At 71.6% G+C, this 24,300-nt stretch carries 22 protein-coding genes; 2 read left to right on the top strand and 20 right to left on the bottom strand.

Going from position 1 to position 24,300, the window contains the following annotated elements; genetic code table 11:
• Positions 1-5: 5 nt before the first annotated feature.
• Positions 6-734, top strand: coding sequence for an alpha/beta fold hydrolase (locus GUI43_RS26710; RefSeq protein ID WP_112700041.1), 729 nt, complete (start codon positions 6-8; stop codon positions 732-734).
• A 102-nt stretch (positions 735-836) separates the two neighbouring features.
• Here GUI43_RS26710 and GUI43_RS26705 read toward each other — a convergent pair whose 3' ends face one another.
• The 14 genes from GUI43_RS26705 to GUI43_RS26640 form a co-directional block, all read right to left on the bottom strand.
• Positions 837-1,340 (bottom strand): shikimate kinase, encoded by a 504-nt coding sequence (locus tag GUI43_RS26705; protein ID WP_112584575.1) that lies wholly within the window; start codon positions 1,338-1,340, stop codon positions 837-839.
• Positions 1,340-2,518, bottom strand: coding sequence for a chorismate synthase (gene aroC / locus GUI43_RS26700; RefSeq protein ID WP_112584574.1), 1,179 nt, complete (start codon positions 2,516-2,518; stop codon positions 1,340-1,342). Before aroC ends, GUI43_RS26705 begins: the two co-directional genes overlap by 1 nt.
• 94 nt (positions 2,519-2,612) lie before the next feature.
• Positions 2,613-3,536, bottom strand: a complete 924-nt coding sequence (locus tag GUI43_RS26695; protein ID WP_112700040.1) for a glycosyltransferase family 2 protein — start codon at positions 3,534-3,536, stop codon at positions 2,613-2,615.
• Positions 3,533-4,207, bottom strand: a complete 675-nt coding sequence (locus GUI43_RS26690; RefSeq protein ID WP_112602171.1) for a glycosyltransferase — start codon at positions 4,205-4,207, stop codon at positions 3,533-3,535. Before GUI43_RS26690 ends, GUI43_RS26695 begins: the two co-directional genes overlap by 4 nt.
• The gene (locus tag GUI43_RS26685; protein ID WP_091401878.1) at positions 4,204-4,683 is read right to left on the bottom strand and encodes a glycosyltransferase family 28 protein; all 480 of its coding nucleotides are present in this window, start codon (positions 4,681-4,683) and stop codon (positions 4,204-4,206) included. The genes GUI43_RS26690 and GUI43_RS26685 overlap by 4 nt, the downstream gene beginning before the upstream one ends.
• Before the next feature lie 214 nt (positions 4,684-4,897).
• Entirely contained in the window at positions 4,898-6,160 is a 1,263-nt protein-coding gene (locus GUI43_RS26680) for a hypothetical protein (RefSeq protein ID WP_112700039.1), read from the bottom strand.
• Positions 6,157-7,059, bottom strand: coding sequence for a sulfotransferase domain-containing protein (locus GUI43_RS26675; protein ID WP_112700043.1), 903 nt, complete (start codon positions 7,057-7,059; stop codon positions 6,157-6,159). The genes GUI43_RS26680 and GUI43_RS26675 overlap by 4 nt, the downstream gene beginning before the upstream one ends.
• Before the next feature lie 8 nt (positions 7,060-7,067).
• The gene (locus GUI43_RS26670) at positions 7,068-8,705 is read right to left on the bottom strand and encodes a lipopolysaccharide biosynthesis protein (protein ID WP_112700038.1); all 1,638 of its coding nucleotides are present in this window, start codon (positions 8,703-8,705) and stop codon (positions 7,068-7,070) included.
• Entirely contained in the window at positions 8,702-9,994 is a 1,293-nt protein-coding gene (locus GUI43_RS26665; protein ID WP_225855075.1) for an O-antigen ligase family protein, read from the bottom strand. The genes GUI43_RS26670 and GUI43_RS26665 overlap by 4 nt, the downstream gene beginning before the upstream one ends.
• 68 nt (positions 9,995-10,062) lie before the next feature.
• Positions 10,063-11,661: a GumC domain-containing protein gene (locus GUI43_RS26660; protein ID WP_112584570.1), complete on the bottom strand. Its 1,599-nt coding sequence runs from the start codon at positions 11,659-11,661 to the stop codon at positions 10,063-10,065.
• Positions 11,654-12,172 carry an acyltransferase gene (locus GUI43_RS26655; protein WP_181518689.1) on the bottom strand — a complete coding sequence of 173 codons (519 nt, stop codon included), beginning with the start codon at positions 12,170-12,172 and terminating at the stop codon, positions 11,654-11,656. The genes GUI43_RS26660 and GUI43_RS26655 overlap by 8 nt, the downstream gene beginning before the upstream one ends.
• 128 nt (positions 12,173-12,300) lie before the next feature.
• Positions 12,301-14,238, bottom strand: coding sequence for a hypothetical protein (locus tag GUI43_RS26650; RefSeq protein WP_112584569.1), 1,938 nt, complete (start codon positions 14,236-14,238; stop codon positions 12,301-12,303).
• 222 nt (positions 14,239-14,460) lie between these two features.
• On the bottom strand, positions 14,461-16,167 hold the full coding sequence (locus GUI43_RS26645; protein WP_112584568.1) for a glycoside hydrolase: 1,707 nt from the start codon (positions 16,165-16,167) through the stop codon (positions 14,461-14,463).
• Between the two features lie 268 nt (positions 16,168-16,435).
• Positions 16,436-17,263 (bottom strand): shikimate dehydrogenase, encoded by an 828-nt coding sequence (locus tag GUI43_RS26640; protein WP_112700042.1) that lies wholly within the window; start codon positions 17,261-17,263, stop codon positions 16,436-16,438.
• 272 nt (positions 17,264-17,535) lie between these two features.
• Here GUI43_RS26640 and GUI43_RS26635 point away from each other — a divergent pair, with 272 nt between their 5' ends.
• The gene (locus tag GUI43_RS26635; protein WP_112700037.1) at positions 17,536-17,967 is read left to right on the top strand and encodes a peptidoglycan-binding domain-containing protein; all 432 of its coding nucleotides are present in this window, start codon (positions 17,536-17,538) and stop codon (positions 17,965-17,967) included.
• A 111-nt stretch (positions 17,968-18,078) separates the two neighbouring features.
• On the opposite strand, the gene mltG is transcribed toward GUI43_RS26635, so the two are convergent.
• From mltG to GUI43_RS26605, 6 genes are all read right to left on the bottom strand, one after another.
• The gene (gene mltG / locus GUI43_RS26630) at positions 18,079-19,272 is read right to left on the bottom strand and encodes an endolytic transglycosylase MltG (protein ID WP_112700036.1); all 1,194 of its coding nucleotides are present in this window, start codon (positions 19,270-19,272) and stop codon (positions 18,079-18,081) included.
• Positions 19,272-19,730 (bottom strand): Holliday junction resolvase RuvX, encoded by a 459-nt coding sequence (gene ruvX / locus GUI43_RS26625; RefSeq protein ID WP_112700035.1) that lies wholly within the window; start codon positions 19,728-19,730, stop codon positions 19,272-19,274. The genes mltG and ruvX overlap by 1 nt, the downstream gene beginning before the upstream one ends.
• Before the next feature lie 72 nt (positions 19,731-19,802).
• A complete protein-coding gene (gene alaS, locus GUI43_RS26620; protein ID WP_112605806.1) occupies positions 19,803-22,481 on the bottom strand; it encodes an alanine--tRNA ligase in 2,679 nt (892 codons plus the stop codon).
• Complete coding sequence (locus tag GUI43_RS26615) at positions 22,478-22,783, bottom strand: hypothetical protein (protein ID WP_091401860.1); 306 nt, start codon at positions 22,781-22,783, stop codon at positions 22,478-22,480. The genes alaS and GUI43_RS26615 overlap by 4 nt, the downstream gene beginning before the upstream one ends.
• A 30-nt stretch (positions 22,784-22,813) precedes the next feature.
• Entirely contained in the window at positions 22,814-23,278 is a 465-nt protein-coding gene (locus tag GUI43_RS26610; protein ID WP_091401858.1) for a DUF948 domain-containing protein, read from the bottom strand.
• A 148-nt stretch (positions 23,279-23,426) separates the two neighbouring features.
• Complete coding sequence (locus GUI43_RS26605) at positions 23,427-24,122, bottom strand: hypothetical protein (RefSeq protein ID WP_112584628.1); 696 nt, start codon at positions 24,120-24,122, stop codon at positions 23,427-23,429.
• Between the last annotated feature and the right edge of the window lie 178 nt (positions 24,123-24,300).

Below are 24,300 nucleotides of genomic sequence, written 5' to 3'. Positions count from 1 at the left end.
CACAGATGGCGACATTCGTGCTGGTGCCGGGATTCTGGTTGGGTGCCTGGGCATGGCGGGACGTGACAGTCGCGCTGCGGTCGCAGGGGCACGAGGTCCACCCGATGACGCTGACCGGGGTGGCCGAACGCGACCACCTCGCCGGACCGGAGGTCAGCCTGGACACGCACACCACCGACATCGTCCGACTGATCGAGGTCGAGGACCTGCGCGACGTACTGCTGGTCGGGCACTCCGGCGGGGGGATGCCGGCCGCCCAGGCGGTGGACCGCATCCCGGACCGGATCGCCCGGATCGTCTACGTGGAGAGTGGGCCGTTGCCGGACGGCACGGCGCAGTTCGACACGCTGCCGCCGGAGGAGCAGCAGCGGCTGCGGGCCGCGATCGGCGCCGGGCACCTGCTGCCGCCGCCGGCCTGGGATCCGGCCGCCGACCCGACCAACCTGGCCGGCCTGGACGAGCCGACGCTCGCGCTGCTGGGTACCCGGGCCACCCCGCAGCCGCTGCGGGCCGCCACCGACCCGGTCCGACGCACCGGCGGACGCCCGGTGCCGACCGCGCTGGTCGCCAGCACGTTCCCGCTCAGCGTGGTGCAGCAGATGATCCAACAGGAGCATCCGTTCTTCACCGGCCTGGCCGACGGCCAGCTGCACGAGTTGCCCACCGGGCACTGGCCGATGCTCAGCGAGCCGAAGGCTCTGGCCGACGTCCTCGACCTGATCGCCCGCAGCTGAGAACCAGCCCACTGCGCCGATCTTGCAGTTCCGGTTGCCCAGATGCGGGGAATGTCCCCTACGTCGGGGCAGCTACTGCAAGATCGGCGGGGCAGGGCGACGTCAGCGGGGCAGCAGGGCGGCGACCTCGGCGACGACCTCCGCCGGGGCCCGGCCGTCGGTCACCACCGTCTCGGTGGCGACCTCCGCGTAGAGCGGTCGGCGCTGGTCCAGCAGGTGCTTGAGGGTGGCCCGTGGGTTGATCGCCAGCAGCGGTCGGCCGGCGCCGAGCCCGACCCGCCGCACCGCGTCGGGCAGCTCGACCGAGAGGTGCACCACCCGGTGCCCGATCAGGGCCGCTCGGGTCTCCTCGGCCAGCACCGCGCCGCCGCCGAGGGCGAGCACGCCCGTGCCGCCGGCCAGCGCCGCGGCCACGGCGGCCCGTTCCAGGGTACGGAAGTGCGCCTCACCCTCGTCGATGAAGATCTCCGGGATCGGTTTGCCGGCCATCTGCTCGATGTCGGTGTCGGTGTCGCGGAACTCCACGCCGAGGGTGGCGGCGAGCGCCCGCCCTACGGTGGTCTTGCCGCAGCCGGGCGCGCCGACCAGCACGACGACCGGTGCCATCAGCGGATGACCAGCGCGTCGAGGTACCCGGCCAGGTTGCGGCGGATCTCGGCGATCGAGTCTCCGCCGAACTTCTCGGTGGCCGCCTCGGCCAGCACCAGCGCCACCATCGCCTCGGCGACCACCGCCGCGGCGGGCACCGCGCAGACGTCAGAGCGCTGGTTGATCGCGGTGGCCGGCTCGCCGGTGGTGACGTCCACTGTGGACAGGGCCCGGTTCAGCGAGGAGATCGGCTTCATCGCGGCGCGGACCCGCAGCGGCTCACCGGTGGTGATGCCACCCTCCAGCCCGCCGGCCCGGTCGGTGACCCGGCGGACGCCGGTGGCCGACGGGATGATCTCGTCGTGCGCCTCCGAGCCGCGGGACCGGGCCTGCTGCCAGCCGTCGCCGATCTCCACGCCCTTGATCGCCTGGATGGACATCAGCGCGGTGGCCAGCCGGGCGTCGAGCTTGCGGTCCCACTGCACGTGGCTGCCCAGCCCCGGTGGCACCCCGTACGCCAGCACCTCGACCACGCCGCCGAGGGTGTCGGCGGCCTTCTTCGCGGCATCGACCTCGGCGACCATCAGGGCGCTGGCCTCCGGGTCGAGGCAGCGCAGCGGGTCGGCGTCGATCCGGGCCGTGTCGGACGGCGTGGGACGCAGCCCGGGCTTCGCGGCCACCGGGCCCAGCTCGACGACGTGCGAGACGATCTCGATGCCGAGCGCCTGACGGATCAACGCCTTGGCGACAGTGCCGACGGCCACCCGGGCGGCGGTCTCCCGTGCGCTGGCGCGCTCCAGGATCGGCCGGGCGTCGGTGTGGCCGTACTTCTGCATGCCGGCCAGGTCGGCGTGACCCGGCCGGGGTCGGGTCAGCGGGGCGTTGCGGGCCTGCCGGGCCAGCTCATCGGGGTCGACCGGGTCGGCGGCCATCACGGTCTGCCACTTCGGCCACTCGGAGTTGCCGACCCGGATCGCCACCGGGCTGCCCAGGGTCACGCCGTGCCGCAGGCCGCCGAGCAGCTCGACCTCGTCCCGCTCGAACGACATCCGGGCACCCCGCCCGTAGCCCAGCCGTCGACGGGCCAGCTCGTCGGCGATCTCGGTGGTGGTCACCTCAATGCCGGCCGGCACCCCCTCCAACATCGCGACGAGGGCGGGACCGTGCGATTCACCTGCAGTCAACCAGCGCAACACAGCGGTCAGTCTGTCACGGCGGGCCACCGACGCGGCGCGCTCCCCGTCGCGTCCCGCCCAGCGGACGCCGCCGCCCGCTCACGCGGGCGGCGGCTCAGATCCCCCGACCGCGCTTGTGCAGGGTGCGCAGCACCGCGTCGGCCCGGACCACCCGACCGGCGACGGCGAGGGCCAGGTAGGCGCGCGGCTCGCGGGGGTTGCTCCGCAGGGTGCGCCGGGCCCAGCGCAGCGCGCCCCGGCGGTCGCCGGAGGCGGCCTGGGCGAACGCGATCTGCCCGGCCACCCGGGCCTCGCCCGCCGGTTGACTGGCGAACTCCGGGTAGCGTTGCAGCAACCACTGCAACGCCTCCGAGATGGTGTCCCAGCGCTGCGCGAAGTACGAGCGCTTGTGCCAGCGCACCAGCACCGACGGCGTCCGCAGGTTGATCAGCGGCGCGCTGCGCGCGGCCCGCAGCAGGAACTCGTAGTCCTCCGCGTAGCTGCCCGGGATCTCCTCGTCGACCAGCCCGAACCCGTCGCGCAACGCGGTGGCGCGGATCAGGAAGGTCGACGGGTGCAGCTCCGTCATCCGGTCCCGTAGCAGGTCGTCCAGGGTGATCCGGTCCTTGTCGAGCACCCGGTCGACTGTGTGCCCGTCGTAGTTCACCCGGATGCCGCAGCAGACGAACTCGGCGGCCGGATCGCCGGCCAGCGCGTCGACCTGGGCGGCCAGCTTGCCCGGCAGCCACTCGTCGTCGTCGTCGCAGAACGCGACCAGCTCGCCCTCGGCAGCGAGGGTGCCGCTGTTGCGCGCACCGGCCAACCCGGGGGTACGGGCGTTGCGGATCACCCGCACCACGCGGGTCGGGCCGCTCCCCAGCTCGGTCAGCGACTCGTCCGGCGCGGACTGGTCGAACACCACGACGACCTCGATCAGGCCCGGGTAGTCCTGTGCCAGGATCGCGCGCACCGCGGCCCGCAGCAGCTCGGGGCGGTCCCGGGTGGGCACCACGACGCTGACGGTCGGCTGCTGGGTCATCGAATCTCCTTCGTACCCGGGCGCGGCCGGGGCCAGGCCCGCCACCGGGGTGGGCGCGGGGTCGAACGGGCCACCAGGTCGTCGACGATCTGCCCGACCCGGGCCACCGCCGCCCGTCGTGCCTCGTGTGCCTCCGGGTCGGCGGCCACCGCGTACCGGGACGGGTCGGCCACCCCGGCGGCCAACGCGTCGTGCAGGGCCTCCCGGGTCTCGCAGAGCGCCACCAGCCCGGCGGCGCCGAGCCGGCGGGCGAAGAGGAGCTGGTGGTTGTCGACGTGCTCACCGCGGGCCGGATCGCGGGGCACCACGATGGGCAGGTGGCCGTGCCGGCGGGCCTCCAGGATGGTCGCCGGGCCGCCGTGGCAGACCACCAGGTCCGCATCGATCATCGCCTGTTGCAACGCGTCGTGGCCGAGGAACGGCACCGCGCCGCTCAGCTGGGGCGCGGTGGTGTGCCCGTGCTGCATGGTCAGCCCGATCGGGCCGGCGGCCTGCGCGTGCCACTGCGCCAGCCAGTCGACGAGCCGGTCGAAGGGGTGCTTGTCGGTGCCCACCGCGACCAGCAGTCGGAGCTGGGCGACCGCCGAGCTGTCGCGCTGGCGCGGCAGGCGGGCCGCCTCGGTGGCCGGCCGGGGTTGCGGACGCCGGGCGGTGCCCGTCTCCCCGGTCACAGCAGCGTCCCGACGACTGTCGCCTCGGGGTACTGCCGGCGCTGCTCGTCCCACTGCACGAGCATCGCGGACAGGAACGGCCGGCAGAGCCGAGCGGTCAACGTCGGGGTGTCGATCCGGTCGTACACCTCGATGTAGACGGTCGGGATGCGCCGCAGCCGGGCCAGCACCACGAACGGCACCGCCACCCCGGCGCCGGTGGTGACCACTGCGGCGACCCGCCGGGCCCGCAGCACCTGCCAGGCCAGCAGCGCGTTGCGCAGCAGGTTCGGCACGTTGCGGGTGGTCGGGTGGTGTGCCGGCACCAGGTCCTCGCCGGCCAGCAGCGAGACCGCCTCCGGGGTGTCGAAGGTGACCCAGCAGCGCCGCCACTGTTCGTACCAGGGCCGCAGGGCCAGTAGTTGGGCCAGATGGCCGCCGCTGGAGCCGACCAGCAGCAGCACCGGCGCCCCACTGTCGTCGTTGTTCGTGTCCACGCGACTCCCCACAAGTTCGCTTGGAATTTCAGTTCACGCCAGGCAGAAGCAGATCACACGATCCCCGGTCGTTGAATAGCGCGACCGGCCGAGATGACGATCTCCACGGTGGCCGGTGCGGTGCACCGAACGTCCGAGGTCCATCGATCGTCATCACCACCTGCGATTATGTCGTCACTCTGCGGCGCACCGTCGTCGCCGCGATTCCTCCAGATCAGCCGCTATGTCTTTTCTCGATGACGTCCAGAAGTGCGGGATGCAGGGCGGCGTTCCAGCCCGCGCCCGCGTCGGCCAGCCGCCACGTCCGCAACCACATCTCCACCAGGTACGCGTCGGCGACGAGCCGACACTGCGCGGCGTCGAGGCCGAGCCGCTCGCCGTGCCGACTCAGATATCCGTCCACAGCCGCCGCGGCGGCGTCGGCCGGCTCCCCGCGCAGCACGAGGGCCCGCTGGAACGCGTCGTGCGCCAGGTCGAAGCCGACCGGCACGTCCGGCCCGCTGTGCTCCCAGTCCCAGGCGACCAACCGGCCGGCGTGCCAGCCCAGGTTCCACGGCACCCAGTCACCATGCCAGTGACCGAACTCGACGCTGGTGTCGCCATGCCGGCGGGCCAACGCCGAGACCGCGGCGACCGCCCGCGCACCGGCCGGCTCGGTCGCGGCGGCCCGGCCGGCCTGATCGGCCAGCCGGCGCAGGAAGGTCGAGTCGACCAGCGGTCGAGGTGTGCCCGCCGGGCCTCCCCGCCGGGCGACCGCGAGCAGCGCCGCGATCCGGGGCGGGTCGTCCACCGGCACACCGCGTACCGCCGGGGGCAGCGGCTCGATCACCGCGACCACCTGGCCCGCCCACAACGTCTCGGTGAGCAGCCGCGGCGGCGTCGGATGGTCGGCGACGCCGACCACCTCGCGCAACGCCCGTAGCGCCGCCGCCTCCGCGCTGACCAGCGCGCGGGTCGCGTCGTTCCAGCCGATCTTCGCGTAGCCACGCGGCCGCCCGTCGGCGCTGAAGAGTTGCAGTGTGGGCTTGCCGTTCGGGTCCGGTGGGCGGACCCCGAACGCGGCCAGCAGCGGCGTGTCACCCAGGTCGGCGGAGAGCCGCTCGCTCAGCAGCAACTCCGCGGCCGGCACCCCGGCCGGCACCGAGACGGTCAACGTCGGAAAGGGCGCGAGCCCCACCCGACCGAACCGGGCCAGCCCACCGAGCACCGCCCGCAGCGCGCGCACCTTCGGTGGCCGCAGGGCGTTGTACGCCAACAGGGACGCCGCCCCGGCCCGGGGCGCGCCCAACGGCACCAGGAACCGGGCCCGGGCGATCGACGGCACCACCGCGTACCGGGCCACCGCCTGGTGACCGGCCGGCGGGGCGCCGGCCACGGTCAGGCCGACCCGGTCGTCCGGGAAGACCGCGCGGCTCACCCAACCCAGGCCGTCCACCCGCGAACGCGGGTCGGTGGCCGGGCCCACCCGGGTCGTCACGCCGCCCGGTCCGCCCAGTCGAGGTCCAACCCGAGCCGTTGACGCAACGCGTCGTTGTACGGCCGGTAGTAGTCGGTCAGCTCAGCCCGCACGGTCGGCTCCAGCGGTGCCGAGCGCCGATCGTTGTAGACCTTGAAGTTGGGCAGGTCGTACGCCGGCAGACCGAGGAAGTCCAGGGTGCGTCGGTAGGTCGCCCGCGAGTCGCGGTACAGGTCCTCGCTGGGCAGGAAGAGGATCTGCTCCCGGGCGAAACGCTCCAGCCACGGCTCCAGGTGCTCCAGGTAACGCCCCCGGGCCCGGTACGTGTACCAGTCGTACGGCTCGCTGAACGACTCCGGCTCGGCGATCAACCGCTCCCGCTCCCCCGCCGTGCGTTCCGGCTCGGCCGCCAGCGCGGCGGCGAAGTCCAGTGGTTCGATGCCGTGGGTGCGGCGTTCCTTCCAGTGCGAGTACGCCCGCTCCACCGGGTCCCGCAGCAGCACGATGAGCTTCACCGTCGGCATCAGCGCGGCGACCCGCTGCGCGGCGAGCGGGTGGAACATGTACAGCGGGGCGGCCTCACCGACCCGGACCGGCCCACCGTGCCGCTTGGCCAGGGCCTCGCGCTGCCGCTCGGTCGGGAAATGCGAGCGGTACCAGGCTTCGCCGCGACCCCAGTGCTCCTCGAAGTAGTGCGCCGACTTGGTGTTCCACGCGGGAAAGAGCCGGGGCACCAACGGGTGCTGGATGAGGTAGTTCCACAGGGAGGTGGTGCCACCCCGTTTGGTCCCGATGATCAGGAAGTCCGGCAGCGGCCGGCGGTCGCTGGTGCGAACGCCGTAGTCGACAAGCGACTCCTTCACCCGGGTGGTCACCTGGGTCGGAACCAACTGCTTGACCCGGTCACGGATGGACACCACGACGAACCTCACCTGCCTCTCGTCGATGCCGAGGTGGGCTCGGCGGCCGTGGCCGCGTTGTCCCCTCCACGGATCTGCCTCATGGTCCCCCGGATGCCGGCGCGCACCCGGGGCAACGTCAACATGCCGACGCAGCCGGTCAGCAGCACCGCCAGCGCCACCGCGAGGCCGGGCAGGCCGCGACCGCCCACCAGCACGCCGGCCCCGGCGGCCAGGCCCACACCGGCGATCGTGGCCGCCGCGGCACGCACCATCGCGGCGTCGAACAGCGGCTCCCGAACCACCGACCGGGCGAATCCGGCGGCGGTGAGGTTCTCGGTGGCGATGCCGGCCGCCCAGGCCACCGCCGCGCCTGTCGCGCCGTGGTGGGGGATCAGCCAGAGACCCAGCGAGACGGTCACCGTCAACCCGGCCACGGTGGCGACCAGGTGCAGCCCACTGCGCCCGCCCATCAGGAGCAGGCTCTGCACGTTGCCCACTCCGGTGTTGACAAGCATCGCCAGCGCGAGCACCGTCATCGCCGGCACACCGGCGGTGAACTCCGGCCCGAACAGCTGGAGGAAGGCCAGCGCGAAGACCGCCAGCAGCAGGTACACCGGCCAGGACAGCACCAGCCCCCAGGTGGTCAACTGCCGGTGCACGGCCGCCGCCGCGGCCCGCTCGCCCCGCCCGAGCAGCCGGGACAGCTGCGGCGACACCGCCACCCGCAGCCCCTGCATGGCCAGTTGACCGGCCAGCACGTACCGGCCGACGGCACCGAACACACCGGCGTCCGCCGGCCCGGCCAGCACCGAGGTGAGCAGCACACCCACCCACATGCTGCCGGCGTCGATGGCCGCCGAGGCGGCCCGGGGCAGCGCGAAGCGCCAGAACGTGGACCAGTCGGCGCGGTGCGGACGCAGCGTCGCGCCCCGCCCCAGCCCGAGCGGACCGGCGACGAGGGTGAGACAGACCAGCAGGGCCAACGCCGCCGGCACCAACCAGCCGGTCATGCCGGCGAGCAGACCACCACCCGCCAACGCGGCCGCGCCGACCAGCACCGGGCGGGCGACCGGCAGAAGCAGGAACTGCACCCCGACGTACGCCCGGATGGGCCGCACGCAACGCAGTGTGGCCAGCAGCAGGGTCATCGCGACCACCACCGGCACCGCGGCGAACGTGACAGTGAGCAGAGCGTCGCCGCTCGCGCCGGAGCCGCGCAGCAGCCGGGGCGCGAGGGCGTCGGCGGCCAGCACGCCCGCGCCGGCGACCAGCAGCCCGGTCAGCAGCGGCGGGATCAGCGCCACCGGGAGGACCCGGGCGGCGTCACCGCGCACGCCGGCGCTGCGGCGGGGCAGGGCCCACATCAGACCGGTCTCCGCGCCGAGCGTGCAGATCGCGGTGGCCACTGTGACGACCCCGATCGCGGCGAAGAACGCGCCCGCGCCGGCCGGGCCGTAGCCCCGGGTGATCACGACCGCCAGAACGAACCCGAACAAACCACTGGTGGCCGCGCCGAGCAGTCCGGCCACGCCGCTACGCGCGCTGCGGCGGGTCTCGGCCGAGCCGGTGTCCCCGGCCGGCGACGGCGTGGCCTGGTCCTCGACGGGGGTGGGCGTGGGCCTGCCCTCGTCGGCACCGGCCGACGGTCGGGTCGCGGCGGTCACGCGGGCACCGGCGCGGTCCGCGCGGGCGTCGGCGACGACCCGGCCAGCCGGGTTCGCCGTTCGCGTTCGGTGAGCGCCATCGCGAAGGCCACCGCGAAGAACGCGACCGCCAGGTTCTGGTTCGCCATGCCGTAGAACGGGATCTGCACGAGGCAGACCACCGGCACCGCCGCCAGCCACTGCCCGGCCGCCGAGGTCGCCCGCGCGCAGATCACCGCTGCGGCGACGAACCACGCCAGGAAACAGATGAGCGCGGGTACGCCGTGGCTGAACAGCACCATCCACAGCTGCCCCTGGGTGCCGATCGGCGCGGCCGCCGACACGGTGTCCACGTTCACCGGAGCGCCGTAGCCCAACCAGGGCGACTCCTGCACCCGGCGGATCACCTCGGTGTAGAGCGAGAGCCGGTCGGTGTTGGTGTCGCTGGAGTCGACCCGCCTGCTGATCAGCTCGGTGATCGGGATGAACAGCGTGGCCAACCCGCCGATCACCACGACCCCGACGATGGACGCGGCCACCCGGACGTTGCCGCGCAGGCTGGCCCGCACCCCGAGCACCGCCAGCCCGGCGCCGAGGCTGAGGAACATCGCCCGGTTGAGGGTGAGGAACGCCGGCGCCAGCGACAGTGGCAGCGACGCGAGCAGCGCCCAGCGCAGCAGCCCCTGCCTGCGCAGCATCGTGAAGGCCACCACGCAGGGCAGGGTCATCGCGTACGCGCTGCCGTAGTTGTTGGTGTACGCGAACGGCGCGGCCGGCCGATAGATCGGGTTGAGCGAACGGGCGCTGTACTCAGCGGTGGTGAGGTGCACCATGTCCTGGATGAACGGGGTGCCGGCCACCCCGCCGGGCAGCAGCACCTCCATCGGGGTCGTCATGGCCAGCCGCGGCACCAGCACCCCGAGCCAGCCCAGCGCCACCAGCCCGAACCAGAACGCGCAGAGCGGGGTGAGCACCGCCACCAGGCTGGCGCGTTCCCGGGCGGCCGCGTAGACGTAGACGCCAACCACCAGCGCGGTCAGGTAGAAGGCCAGCCGCAGGGCGAACGTGAGCAGCGAGGCGGGCGACGACAACTGGGTGGCGCTGACCACCACGATGGCGAGGAAGAGCAGCCAGATGCCGGCCGCCGGCGGCAGCGGCACGCGCCCCCGGGTCAGCAGCAACGCGAACAGCAGCGCACCCAGCAGCGGCCAGCCGAGGTAGAAGGCGCCGAACAGCCACCAGAGCGGCACCAGGCCGAACATCATCGACAGTGGCCAGAGCGGCAGTTGCGGCGGCGCGGACGGCGGCACCGGCGCGGCCTCCTGCGGAGCGCCTCCGGGTGGTGGTTCGGTCGCCGGGGCGCGGGTCACCGACACGCTCAGGCCCGGCCGTTTCGGGTGAGCACGAAGCCCAGCGGGGTGACGCCGGCGGCGCGCAGTCGCTCCACCAGGCGTCGCAGGTCACTCTGCCGGGTGCGGTCCCGCTCCACGACCACCACCGCGCTGCCCTGCCGGGCCACTGCCACGCCACGCTCGTCGGACTCGGCCGGCGGGGCGTTGAACAGGACCAGGCCGTGGTCCGCGCCCTGCCTCCAGGTGCCGAACCGGACAGTGCCCACACCCACGACAACCTCGTCGGGGGTGACGACACGACTGTTCTCCGGGCGGGCGGACGACACCCTCGGCAGCGTCAGGGTGGCATCGGGGTCGGTGGACGGGCGGGCACCGGGCGGGTGCGGGGAGGGCCGACGGGCGGGCGTGCTCTCCGTGGCGGCACCGGCGGCCGGTGTGCTGCCGGCCGGCCGGGGCTTGGGCACCAGCGGCCGGGACGGGTCGATGGGCAGCCGCCCCCGGTCGGCGAGAACGGTGGCCCGAAGGCGCTCGATCCGCCCGCTGTCGTCGGCGACGAAGACCTCCCGGCCGTCCACGGCGAGCGCCACGGCGAGCCCGGCGGTGAGCACTGTGGCGTCCTCCCGGGCGGTGACCAGCGCCACCCGGGCCGGCTGTCGGACCCGCTCGGCGACCGCCATCGCCACGTACCGGACGTCGGCGTCGACCGCCCGAGGGCTGCCCCGGAACGCCGGCCGGCGTACGGTGCCGAGCAGTGGAAGGCCGGAGGCCTCCCGGCCGTCGGCGACCGAGCGGACCCGCCGGTCGGTCGACTCCCAGAGGTACGCCAGCACGATGCCGATCAGCGCGCCACCGAGCAGGCCGGCGACCAGGTAGAGCGGACGGTGCCCGGCGGAGGTGACCAGCGCCTTCTCGGCGGTCTGGGTGACCCAGCCGGGGTTGACGTCGACCGCCGCGATCTCGGTACGGGCGGCGTTGAGCTGGGTGAGCTGGTTGTTGATCCCGGCCAGCTCGGCCACCAGCGCGTCGCCGGCGGCGGTGTCCTTGGCGGTGTTCGCCCGCTTCTGCAACGCGGTCTGCTGGGCGGCGACCTTGGTGATGCTGGCGTCGTAGGAGCGCAGCATCTCGGCGCGCTGCTGCTCGTACATGGCCCGGCGCACGCTCAGGTAGGCCTCGGCGGCCATGTTGGCGCTCTGCACGGCCTGGTGCGCCTCGCGTGCCTGGTAGGTGAAGCGCAGGATCTGCCCACCGGTGGGCACCTCGACCTCGAGCGCGTCGCGGATGTCCCGCGGGTCGCCGCCGGCCGAGTCGGCGAGCCGCTGCACCACCTCGGTGCCGGTGGCGATGCCGCTCTCCACGTTCATGTTGACCGCGCGGTCGGCGCCCGCGCCGCTGGGGGTGAAGGCGTCGGTCACCACCGGCCGGACCGCGACCACGGCGCTCGCGGACAGCGCCGCCGGCACCAGCAGCACGTAGCCGAGCGCGGCGAGCAGCCCGACCATGGCGACCGCCGCCACCAACCGCAACCGGTGCATCGGCACCCGCAGCAGGTCGGTCAGTGTCACGGCACGCGAGGTGCCGGAGGACGGGCCGTCCGTGGGCCAGGGGCCGGGCGCTGCATCAGTCATGGAACTTCTTCACCGTCTGTTGAGGATTACCGACGACCACGACGCCGGGTGGTACGTCCGTGCGGACCACAGTCGCCGCGCCGACGACGCTGTCCCGACCGACCCGCACACCCTTCAGGACCAGGGCGTGCGCACCGACCCAGACGTTGTCCTCGAGAACGATCGGGGCACGGGTGAGCGGGCCGGGCGGCGCGTGCCGCTGCTCGGGGGGCAGGTTGTGGAAGTCGTTGTCGAGCAACTCGCAGTCCGACAGGAGGCACCGGTCCCCCACGGTGACCGACGTCCAGGTGCCGATCCAGGTGGCGTTGAGCAGACAGTCCGCGCCGACGCGTACCTCGCCGGGGCCGGCGAAGCGGACGAGTTTGTTCAACCGGGTGCGGTCGCCAATGGTCACCCGCACACCACGCCGCAACCGGATCCGGCCACGGATCTCCACGTCCCGACCGAGCGTCAACCGTCGGTAACGGAGCTGATACCAGCCGCGTTTGACCGCGAAGACCAGACGCACCACGCGTCTCGTTCGGATGCCAGCGGCGCCGAGCAACGACCCTCCCCCACCGTCGCGGGCCGGCGGCGGTGGGTACCGCCACCGGCCCAACGTGAACAATCTACCGATGCTCCGTTACGAACGGTTGACCCTTACTGTACGGAGAAGAATGTCGATGGGGTAGACCAGGACAACTCGGGCGTCGCGCTGCTGATGACAGTCGCCGTGGCGCCGTTGACCACCGCGCTCGGCGCGGCCGTCGGGTCGAACGGCACGCTCCGCAGCGCGCCGTCGGTGGAGCCGTAGACGATCCGGCCGCCCACCCAGGCCATGCCCCGCACCGCGGACCAGGTCACGCCCGTGGTCGGCAGGGCGAACTCGGTGGCGCCCAGGTAGTTGCCGTCGATCTCGAAGTAGCGGTAGTAGAGGTTGTTCGCCCCGGTACGGGTGTAGTAGAGCCGGCCGTCGAGGAAGAAGGCGCCGGTCAGCAACGCCGGGTTGTACCAGTCGTTGTAGCCGGACGCCTCCCACGGCGAGCCGATCGCGCCTCCGTTGAAGAGCGAGATGTCGATCCGACTGCCGGTGGGCGTGCCGGCCACCGTGTGCGACCAGTAGATCCGGTCGTCCACCCGCCAGGTCGCGCCGGCCGCCGTGTACGCGGGCTGGCTGACAGTGGTCGCGGTGCCCAGCGCGGAGCCGTCGAACGGCACCTTCGCCACGGTGCCCGAGGCGGTGCCGAGGTAGAGGTTGCCGGTGGTGGCCGACGGCGGGTTCTTCGCGGTGAAGGTACGTCCGCCGGCGAGCGGGAACATGCCGAGCCGGCCGTGGTACTCCTCGCCCATGCCATCGGAGTTGTGCCCGAAGTAGAGGCCGTCCGAGCCGCGCCAGAGCACCGGCACCGACGAACCCCAGTTGCTGGTGCCCGACGGCATCGAGGCGCTGCCGCTACGGCGCGGGTTCCAGTTCACCGGCATGCCGGTCGCCGGAGTGACGGCGGCGATGCCGAGCCGGTCGACAGCGCCCGGGCCGGCGTTGTCGCTGGCGTTCGGGTTGTTGACCCAGCGGAAGTGCCCGCCCAGGTAGATGACGTTGTCCGCCACCTCGACCGAGGTGATGGTGTCGTTACCGGTGTAGTCGACCCAGGTGGCGAGCAGGCCAGAGCCCCGCGCGGCGGTCTCGAAACGGACCAGGGCGTCGCAGTACGCGGCCGGCCAGCCGGCGCCGCCGTTGGTGCCGACCACGAACCAGCTGCCGTCGCCACCGAACTTCACGTCCTGCACGTAGTGCACGAACGTCGTCGGCGAGGCGCACGGCGGAACGAACTTCTCGGTGCTCCAGTCGAGCAACGTGGGAGTCCCGGAGACGTCCACCAACGCCATCTGGTTGCGCGGCAGGTCGTTGACGAGCGTGAAGTTGCCGCCGACGACCAGGGTGTCACCGTCCGGCGCGACGTCGATGGTCCAGACGTACGACGTGGTGCCGTGCCGTCCCACTGTGGCGTCGATGCTGAAACTCGGGTCGATCGCGCCGGTGGTCGCGTTGAGCCGACCGAGACCCGCGTGCGCGGTGCCGTTGAGCCAGTTGAACGCCCCGGCCACGTACAGCCAGTTGCCGTCCAGCGCCAGGTCACGAACCGTGCCGCCGTCGGAACGCCCGACCCAGCTGTCGATGATCGCGCCGGTCGACGGGTTGAGCGCCACCAGGTTCTTCCGGGAGACGCCGTTGACGTTCTTGAAGGTGCCGCCGACGATCAGCGTGCCGCCGGGGCCGGCGATGAGCGTGTTGACCGCGCCGTCGAGCACCGGCAGGAAGGTGGTCGACATGGTGCCGGTGGTCCGGTCGTACGCGAAGAGGTAACGCTGCGTGATCCACGCGGAACTGGCGGTCTGCCGGAGCTGCGTGAAGCTGCCGCCGACGAAGACCGTGTTGCCCACCTGCGCGAAGGCGCGGGTCTCACCGTCTCGGGCGTGCGGGGTCGCGTCGGCGGGGTTCGCCGACACCAGGGTCGCCGTGGCCGGGACCGGTACCACCGCGGCCGACGCGGTCGTGGGCACGCCCAGAGCTGCGGCGATGATCGCCAACGCGACCATCCCCGCCCGAGTACGACGTCGTCCTGCAAAACGCCACAAGTGCGAGAGTTTGGGCACGCTGCGCCTCCAGATTGGATGAGAACCCGAGGTAGCGTGCCTCGTCCAGCCTGGTTAACAAAATCCGCCGATTGGGCGGTGCATGAATCCGCAAGCCGACAGAACGCCGGAGGGTCGGGTGTCCGACCCCCCAGCGAACGCCGTCCGGTCAGCCCGTTTCGAACGTCAGCGGCTACCTCCGGTGGGTTGCCGCAGGTAGGGGTCCTGTCCGGCCTTCGCGAAGCCGGCCACCGCCGAGGCGTCGTGGTTCATCGTCATGTCGCAGGTCGACGTGCGGCTGGTCATGCCGGCCGAGTTGAAGTAGATCGCCGCCTTGATCTTCGGGTGCGCCTTCAGCGCCGCCGGGAACTCCTGGAACCAGCGCTGCTTGGCGCCCGGGTCGGCGGAGTTGAAGTTGGTGCCGAACTCGGCGAGCATCCGGGGCTTGCCCGCGCCGATGCCGTTGTCGTCCAACCACCGGTAGAAGCCACCGACCGTGGTGCTCGGACTCTTCCACACCGTGCTGCCGTTGCAGACGTGGAAGTTGTACGGGTCGTAGGCCACCCAGTCGACGTACCGGTCACCGGGGTACAGGCCGGCGTACCGGGAGTAGTGCCCCGACCAGCCCATCATCGTCCAGACCCAGACCGCGTTTGTCGCGCCGGCGTTGGCGAACCGCTCGTGGACGTAGCGCCAGGCCCGGACGAAGTCGGCGTCGCTGCCCTTGTTCGGTTCGTCCTCCGGCTCGTGGTCGAAGCCGATGAAGACCGGCACGCCGGCGGCGCGGATCCGGCCCGCGACCGCGTCGATGGTGTCGTCCTGCTTGCCGCCGTAGACGTCCGACCACTTGAGGGTGGTGCCGGCGGAGAAGTCACGGGACTCCCAGGCGAAGAACATCAACCGGCCTTCGCGCATCTGCTGCTGTTCGTACATGTCCGGGAAGGCGCCGTTGCTGCCGGCGTTGGAGAAGTCGTGGTAGCGGTGCACGATGTCGAACTTGCGCCCGACCTGAGTCTCCACGTCGGCGACAGCCTTGCCGTGGTCCCAGCCGCCGGCCGCGCCGGCGGGCGAGTACATGCCCCACCAGGCGCCACAGGACGGGACGAGCTTGTCCGAGACGGAGCCACACTTGCCGGACGGGAGGGTGCCGCTGGCGCTCGGGGTCGCCGTCCGGGTCGGAGCGATGGTCGGCGACGGCTTCGGCGCGGCGGTGGTCGGCGACGCGCTCGGCGACGGCGGCGGTGCCGGCCGGGTGGTCGTCACCGGCGACGGCCGGGCCCCGAGGTCGTAGCTGATCAGCAGGCCGGGTCGCAGGTCCGGGTTGCGGTTCTCGACCGACGCCCAGTAGATCCGGCTCTCCAGGCCGCTCTGCGCCAACGAGACCGTCCAGGTGCCGTTGCCGGTGACCAGTTTGGAGACGTCCCACTCGTTGAAGCCCTTGGACACGCTGGTCACGCTGTCCAGCGCGGCACCGGCCGACGTGAGCGGCGGCCGCGATTCGCGGGCGCTCAGCGGCGACGCGTGCGCCGTCACCGTGGCGGCGAACTGCTGCCAGGCGTGCACCCGTAGCGTCGCCCGGATGTTGACCGCCGTGGCCGGCACCGTGGTCACCGCGAACTCGATGACCGCCTCCCGGCCACCGCGCGGGTTGCCTTCGCAGCGCGTCGCGCAGGTGGCCAGCGTCGACTTGGCCGCGTTGTCACCGTCCTGCGACACCGCGGTGGCGGTGGTGTCGGCCGCCGCCCGGATCGACAGGTCGTCGCTGGCCAGCAGCGGCATCATGGTCGCCACGATGCCGGCCACCACCGAACCGCCGACCACGCCGATGGCAATCGCCTTACGCCGGGGTCCGGAGCGGAACCGGGTTATGCGGTGCAGTCCGTGCCTGGTCAAGGAAACTCCCTGTGTCTGCGTCCGTAACGGTGAGCAGCGTATCGATGACCAGGACATGTGGCAGGTAGGACAGTTTCCCGTAAGCGCGTCTTAACCGTCAGCTAAGAAACCGCCCCAGGGAAATCAGGGGCTCTGGCCGCAGGTGCGACCGAAGCCCGCCCCACACCTTGCCCGGGGAGCACGCGCGGAGTCAACGGGACGCGTTGGAAGCGCTTCCACAACGTGTCACGACTATCGGCGACCGCGTCCGGACCGTCTGTTCGGTCCGTCAGGCGGCCCGAGCGGCAGTCAGTGCGGCGGCCATCGCCGCCCTCGGCGCGGCCACGCCGGTGAACTGCTCGAACTGCCCGACGGCCTGGGCCAGCAGCAGATCCAGACCGGAGACGATCCGGCAGCCGGCCACGTTCGCGGCTGTCGCCAACGGGGTCGGCCACGGGTCGTAGAGCGCGTCGAAGTACACCGCGCGCGGCCGCCAGGCCACCGCGCCGGCCAGCGGGTCGGCGACCCCCTTCGGCACCGTGGAGACGACCACGTCGGCAGTGGAGAGTTGCCGGGGCGCACCGGCCCATGGGGCGGACGTCAGCGTGACACCCACCGCGCCGGCCACCGGGCGCAGCTCGTCGACCGCCTCGGGTCGGCGGGCCACCACCGTCACCGCTGAGCACGCGAGCTGCGCGGCGGCGGCGAGCGCGGCGCGGGCCGTTCCCCCGGCGCCGAGCACCGTCACGGCGGCACCAGGGGTCACACCGGCGTCGGTGAGCACCCGCACCATGCCGGCGACGTCGGTGTTGTCCGCGTACCAGGAGCCGTCCGGACGGCGTACCAACGTGTTGGCCGCGCCGACGGCGGCAGCGACCGGCGACGCGGCGTCGGCCACGGCGAGCGCCGCCTCCTTGCCCGGCATGGTCACCGACAACCCGGCCCACTCCGGGCCCAGGCCGGCGACCAGATCCGGCAGCTCCGCCGCCGCGCACTCGATCCGGGTGTACGACCACCCGCTCAGCCCGGCGGCGACGTAACCCGCGGTGTGGATCACCGGGGAGAGGGAGTGCGCAATCGGCTTGCCCAGCACCGCGGCCCTACGAATCGACACGATCACCGCCGGTCGCAGCCGGTGGCCCGGTCACTGTCGACATCACGTCCCCGCTCTCCCCCACACGTCGGGATTGACAGTACCCAGCACCCCGTCACGGGCACCAGGGAACCGGCTCTGCCGCCACCCCGCGCAATCGGGTCATCGCTTGACCCCCATCGACGTTGGTGAAAGCATTCCGGGGACGGAAGCGCCGATCGAAAAAAGGGGAAACCTTGAACAAAAGCATTCTCCGTGCCCTTATCGCGATTGCTGCGGTTTTCAGTCTTTCGCTGATGACCGCAGCTCCCGCGCGGGCGGACGCCGCAGCCAACAGCTGGTCCGACAACCACCAGCTGTGCCAGTCCAGCTCCTGCGTCCGTAGCGGCAACATCGTGCGGCTCTGGCAGGCCATCGTCTGGGCCGACGACCTGAGCGGCACCGTCGGCACCAGCTTCATCGACGGGGAGTACGGCTCCAACACCGCCGCCAAGACCAGGACCTGGCAGGACGTGATGAACGTCGGCATCGACGGGTCGGTCGGGCCGCAGACCTGGGGTGAGGCGTACGGCGCGGTCAACCGCAACACGGGCTTCGACACGAGCACCCAGACCGGCTACTTCTACTACGGTTACAACCGCACGTTCGGTCTGCGCAAGCAGAACAGCAACGGCGTGTGGACGTTCCTGAACCCGCGCACCGGCACCTGGACCGGCACGAGTCACTGACAATGACGCGGTAATTGCGCGCCACGGCTGAACCGTAAAGACTCGCTTCCCGACAGCGACCATAATTGCGGTCGCAATGGGAAGGGAGCCTTTATGACGTGACCCGGCCGGTCAGATGATGCCGGCCTCCTTGGCCTTGTTCTCGTTGCGCTTGTGCTGCTCGTACGTCTCGGCGAACGCGGAGTGGCCCTTGTCGTCGATCGCCACGAAGTAGAGCCACTTGCCCGGCGGCGTGTCCATCGCCCCTTCCAGGGCCTCCTTGCCGGGGCTGTTGATCGGGGTGGGGATCATGCCGCGCAGCTTGCGGTTGTACGGATTCTTCGGGTCGTCCAGCTCGGCGGCCGTCATCTGCTTGGACGACTTGGTCGGCTTGCCGATCGACTCCAGGTAGTAGTTGACAGTGACGTCCATCTCCAGGCAGTTGCAGTCGAACTCGCCGTACGCGCGGTTGTAGGCCACCCTGGCGACCTTGCCGAGGTCGTCCTTGTTACCCGCCTCGGCCTGGGCCAGCGACGCCACGATCAGCGCCTCGTACGGGCTGACCTTGCGCTCCTCCTGCACCCGGTCGGCGAACTTCATCTCCCCCGTCACCGACAGGAAGCGGTTCACCATCAGCTTGAGGACGCTCTCGGCCGTGGACTTCGGCGGGATCTCGTAGGTGTCCGGGAAGAGGAAGCCCTCGACTGACTTGACGCTCTTCTTGCCGTCGCCGCGCTTGAACCACCAGTCCGGGACGCCGAGCCCCTCCGGGTCCTTCGCGGCGGCCTGGAAGTCCTTGACCGGGATCTTGGTCTTTTCGGAGAGCAGCTTGTAGATGTTGAAGCTCGTGCGGCCCTCGGGGATCGTCAGCCCGTTGACGATCTTGTTCTTCAGGTCGAGCATCGCGGTCACGGCGTTCGCGCCGCTCATCTGCTTGCGCAGCTTGTACGTGCCCGGCTGGATGTTCTTGCTGCGCGAGTTGGCCTCGGCCGCCTCGATGAAGGCCTTCTGGCTCTTCACCACGTCGGCCGCGACGAGGGCGTCGGCCATGTCGGCGAGCAGCGCGCCGTTCTTGATCTCGACGGTGATCTCGCCGGCCCCGCTGCCGTCGTAGTCGGGGGTGACGAAGTAGTTCTGGATGCGGTCGAAGCCGTAGAACGCGCCGCCGCCGATCGTGCCCAACAGGAGCAGGGCCATCAGCAGGGCCAGGAATGTCTTGCCCCGTCCACCGCCGGACTTGCCCTTGCCCTTGCGGAAGCCGCGCCGGTGCCGACCCTTCTCCCCCCGCTCCGGCTCGTCAAACCCAAGATCCAGATCGTCGATCATTACGTCCGCCTCCGCTGCGCGTCCAGCCAGCTCTGCAGGATCTCCACCGCGGCCGCCTGATCGACAACCGCACGTTGACGTTTACCTCGGACGCCACGCTCGGCAAGCCTACGAGAAGCGACCACGGTCGACATCCTCTCGTCAGTGAGCGTTACCGGGACAGGCGCTATCACATCGACCAGTCGGTCAGCGTACGCCTTCACATGGACGGCCGCAGGACCGTGCTTGCCGGCGAGATTGACCGGAAGGCCGACGACAACCCCGACGGCCTCGTGCTCGGCCACCAACGCGGCCAGCTCGGCGAGGTCGCTCGGCACCGCGTCCGGCGCCGCCGCGAGATCGCGGGCCAGGGTGACCAGCGGCGTTGCCAAGATCCCGTCCGGATCCGAGCGGGAGACGCCCACCCGCACCTGGCCCACATCCACACCGATCCGCACACCACGCGTCAGCTCAGCCACCGAACGTCACCACCGGCCGGGAACGAACCAGGGCGGACCAATCGGCCCGCCCTGACTCACAGTGATGATCCATCACGCCTCAGTGATCGCCTTCTCGACGGTGAGCAGCAGATTCGGCGCCTCGGCGGCGGGCAGGCCGCCGCCCTGGGCCAGATCGGGGCTGCCACCTCCGCGCCCGGAGAACGCCGCCTTCACCAGATCCGACGCGGCCAGGCCCCGGCTGCGCGCCGCCGCGTTGACCGCGACCACCAGGGACGCCTTGCCGTTCGACCGCGCCGCCACCGCGACGACCGCCGGCCGCGCCGGGTCGATCTTGCCGCGGATCTCCTGGGCCAGGGTGCGCACGTCGTTGCCGGCCGCGCCCTCCGGCGCCTCGGTGCCCACGTACGCCACCCCGCGCACATCCTTGGCCTGCGCCGCGAGCGCCGCCGCGCCACCCAGCACCAGCTGGGCCCGCAGCTTCTCCAGCTCCTTCTCGGCGTCGCGAAGCTGGGTGACGGTCTGCTCCACCCGGTCGGCGACCTGATCGTTGGGCACCCGGTACAGCTCGGCCAGCCGGGAGACCAGCAGGTGCTCCTTGGCCAGGAAGCCGAAGGCGTCCATGCCGACCAGCGCCTCGACCCGGCGGACACCGGAACCGATGGACGACTCGGAGAGGATCTTCACGAGGCCGAGCTGGGCCGAGCGGGCCACATGCGTGCCGCCGCACAGCTCCCGGGCGTAGTCACCCACCTCGACGACCCGCACCTCCTCGCCGTACTTCTCGCCGAAGAGCGCCATCGCGCCGATGCGCCGCGCCTCCTCCAACGAGGTGATGAAGGCGTGCACCTCCAGGTCGGCCAGGAGCACCTCGTTGACCTGCTGCTCCACGTCGCGCAGGACGCTCGGCGACACCCCGGTCGGGGTGTTGAAGTCGAACCGGAGCCGACCGGGGGCGTTCAGCGACCCGGCCTGCGTGGCCGACTCCCCGAGGAAGTTCCGCATGGTCTGGTGCACCAGGTGCGTGGCGGTGTGCGACCGGGAGATCGCCCGACGCCGGGTCGTGTCGATCTCGGCGAAGCCGGCCTCACCAGCGCGCACCTCGCCGCGGATCACCCGGGCGCGGTGCACGATCAGACCGGGCACCGGCTGCTGCACGTCGAGCACCTCGACCTGCCCGCCACCAACCGTGATCATGCCCTGGTCGGGCTGCTGCCCACCGCCCTCGGCGTAGAACGGGGTGGTGTCCAGCACCAGCTCGATGGTGTCGCCCTCGGTCGCCGCCTGACGCGGGCCGTCGGCGCCGAGCAGCGCCCGCACCGTCGACTCGCGGGACACCTCGCTGTACCCGGTGAACGTCACCGGACCACCCGCGTCGAGCACCGACCGGTACGCCGACAGGTCGACGTGCCCCGTCTTGCGGGCCTGCGCGTCCGCCTTCGCCCGGGTCCGCTGGTCGGCCATCAGCCGCCGGAACCCCTCGTCGTCGACAGTGAGGCCCTGCTCCGCGGCGATCTCCAGGGTCAGATCGATCGGGAAGCCGTAGGTGTCGTGCAGCTGGAACGCCTTCGCCCCGGACAGAGCCGAGCCGCCCGCCGTACGGGTCTCCGCGATCGCGGTGTCCAGGATCGTGGTGCCGGCCCGCAGGGTGGACAGGAACGCCTCCTCCTCCGCGTACGCGTAATCCGCGATCCGGTCGAAGTCGGTAGCCAGCTCCGGGTACGACGGCGCCATACAGTCCCGGGCCACCGGCAGCAGCTCGGGCAGCGCCCGGTCCTGCCAACCCAGCAGCCGGATCGACCGGATCGCCCGGCGCATGATCCGCCGCAGCACGTACCCGCGACCCTCGTTGGACGGGGTCACCCCGTCGCCGATCAGCATCAACGCGGTCCGCACGTGATCCGCGATCACCCGCAGCCGGACGTCGTCCGGGTGCGACTCGCTGGCCACATGCCCGGAGTGCGCGCCGTAGCGCTTACCCGTCAGCTCGGCCGCCCGCGCCAGGATCGGCCGGACCTCGTCGATCTCGTACAGGTTGTCGACACCCTGCAGGATCGAGGCCATCCGCTCCAGGCCCATGCCGGTGTCGATGTTCTTCGCCGGCAGGTCACCCAGGATCGGGTAGTCCTCCTTGGTCGTGCCCGGACCCCGCTCGAACTGCATGAAGACGAGGTTCCAGTACTCCATGTACCGGTCCTCGTCGACCGCCGGGCCGCCCTCCCGGCCGTACTCCGGGCCCCGGTCGTAGAACAGCTCCGACGACGGACCGCACGGCCCGGGAATGCCCATCGACCAGAAGTTGTCCGCCTTGCCTCGGCGGACGATCCGCTCAGCCGGCACGCCCACCGACCGCCAGATCTCGTACGCCTCGTCGTCGTCGAGGTAGACCGTCGGCCAGATCCGCTCCGGATCCAGCCCGTAACCACCCTCGGCGATCGGCTTCGTGGACAACTCCCAGGCCAGCGGAATCGCGCCGGCCTTGAAGTAGTCACCGAAGGAGAAGTTGCCGTTCATCTGGAAGAACGTGCCGTGCCGGCTGGTCTTACCAACCTCGTCGATGTCCGGGGTACGGATGCACTTCTGCACGCTGACCGCCCGCTGGTACGCGGGCGTCTGCTGACCCAGGAAGTACGGGACGAACTGCACCATGCCGGCGTTGACGAACAGCAGGTTCGGGTCGCTGATGGCGGGCAGCGGAGCGGACGGCACCACGGCGTGGCCATTCGCCTCGAAGTGCGCGAGGTACCGCCGCTTGATCTCCGCCGTCTTCATCGCTGGTGTTCCTCCGGAAAGATTTCTCGATCGCCGATTCGCGGGTCTTCCCGCAGGTCGGCGAACTTGTCGTCGAACGCCTCGCCCTGGGCGAACGCGTGGTGGATCTCCTGCTCGCGCTCGGCCATCCCGACCCGGACGTCCTCCACGAAACTACGCAGCGACTCGACGAGCCCGCCAGCGGATTCCGTCAGCGAGCTGGCGATGCCCGCCGGCGTGTACGCCTGCGCGGTCCGGGTCGCCTTGCGGACCACGATCACACCGACGGCCACCCCGATGCCGAGCCAGAACAAGCGCCTCATGTCCCGCTACCTCCTGGTGCGCCGGGTCGGTCAGCTGTTGCCGCGTCGCGCGGCCCGTCGCTGCTGCTTGATGGTGTCGCGCACCTCGCGCTCGGTCTCGGCGTGCCGGCGGCCGGCGGCGGCCTTACGCACGCCGTAGCCGAACGCGGCCACCTTGACCAGGGGGTTGGCGGCGGCGGCGGAGACGACGGTGGCCAGGTTGGCGACGTTGGCGGTGACGTTCTGCGCGTGGCTGGTCATGGTGTCGACCTTCGCCAGCTGGAGATTCACACCGTCGAGCGAGGTCTGCACCTGCTCCAGCGCGGTGTTGACGTTCTTCACAGTGGTGTTCACGTCACCGAGCAGCGGTGCGGTCCGATCGTTCAGGTCGTTGATCATGCGGGTGGTGGCGTCAACCGTGTGCCGCAGCCGCAGGATGGGCAGCGTCAGGATGAGCACCAGCACCGCGAACGCGGATGCCGCGATCAGCGCCGCGATCGCTCCAAAGTCGCCCACGCCTGTCCTCCTCAAGCAGAGTTCCGCAGGACCCGACGTCCCCGGAACGCACAACCATGCCGCCCGTACCGGCCGCCGAGCCGTCGGCGGTACCGGCAGCGGGCGTGCCCGCCAGCCCCAGACCCTACCGTCCGTGATGGAGACCGGCTCAGGACGGTGAGGGTGTCGGCTCGCCCAGCGGATCCGCACTGACCGTCGGGAACGGATCCTCACCGGTCAGTGACGGGTCGGTGGTCGGCTGCGGCCTGGTCCGCTCGTCGTCGATCGCATTGCGCACCTTCACCGACACCAACGAGCCGGTGCACTCGGTCGCAGCGGCCGACGGGTCGCCGGACGGCACCACCGCCGGCTCGCCGTCCACCGGCGGCGGCACACAGGTCGGCTCGCGTACCCACAGGTCGAGGGTCAACTCGTCGCGACGCCAGCAGGTGTAGCTGCCCTTCGTCTGCTGCTCCGGGCAGCGGCTCACCTTCCACGGCTGCCACCCGTCCCGGCGCAGCGCGTCCTCGTAGACCTGCGCCGTCTCCTTGGGCGCCTTCTCCGAGGTCACGGTGCGCTCACGCAGCCGGCAGTCAAGCAGGCACCAGCGGCTGCCGCTGACGTCGTCGACCGTCTTGGCGGCCGCCCAGGCGGGCACACCGAGCTGGTCCAGGTTGTCGAAGACCGGGTCACGGCTCAGCGTCCGGATGCCGAAGAAGAGCGGCACCGCGCCGAGCAGCACGACGCTGACCAGCACCAACACCGCCGCGCGCAGGCGACGTCGTTCACGGGTCTGCCGGCGTTCCTCGGAACGGGCACCCGGTGCGGCGTCGTCGTCCGGCGCGTCCTGACCGGCCGAGCGCAGCGCCGGCCCGTCGGAGGGCTCCGGTTGCGGCCGGTCCACCGGGCCGGACACGGAGGGCACCACGGCGGCGGCGCGGGCCACGCCGACGGGCTCGCCGGCGCGTCCGGGCGGTGGCACGGGCGCGACACCGCTCGGCTCGGCACGACCAGGGTCGCGATTCGGAGGCAGGGCACGTCCG

The sequence above is a fragment of the Micromonospora noduli genome (assembly GCF_003264365.1).
Taxonomy (GTDB): Bacteria; Actinomycetota; Actinomycetes; order Mycobacteriales; family Micromonosporaceae; genus Micromonospora; species Micromonospora noduli.
Note: the sequence above shows the minus strand (reverse complement) of the source record. Positions and strands in the feature narration are given on the sequence as shown.

Coding starts and splice junctions, on each gene's coding strand:
- alaS (WP_112605806.1), bottom strand. CDS start 22,481: ATGAAGACGGCGGAGATCAAGCGGCGGTACCTCGCGCACTTCGAGGCG.
- GUI43_RS26660 (WP_112584570.1), bottom strand. CDS start 11,661: ATGACTGATGCAGCGCCCGGCCCCTGGCCCACGGACGGCCCGTCCTCC.
- GUI43_RS26695 (WP_112700040.1), bottom strand. CDS start 3,536: ATGACCCAGCAGCCGACCGTCAGCGTCGTGGTGCCCACCCGGGACCGC.
- GUI43_RS26615 (WP_091401860.1), bottom strand. CDS start 22,783: ATGAGGCGCTTGTTCTGGCTCGGCATCGGGGTGGCCGTCGGTGTGATC.
- mltG (WP_112700036.1), bottom strand. CDS start 19,272: ATGATCGACGATCTGGATCTTGGGTTTGACGAGCCGGAGCGGGGGGAG.
- GUI43_RS26710 (WP_112700041.1), top strand. CDS start 6: ATGGCGACATTCGTGCTGGTGCCGGGATTCTGGTTGGGTGCCTGGGCA.
- GUI43_RS26635 (WP_112700037.1), top strand. CDS start 17,536: ATGACCGCAGCTCCCGCGCGGGCGGACGCCGCAGCCAACAGCTGGTCC.
- GUI43_RS26705 (WP_112584575.1), bottom strand. CDS start 1,340: ATGGCACCGGTCGTCGTGCTGGTCGGCGCGCCCGGCTGCGGCAAGACC.
- GUI43_RS26650 (WP_112584569.1), bottom strand. CDS start 14,238: ATGGTCGCGTTGGCGATCATCGCCGCAGCTCTGGGCGTGCCCACGACC.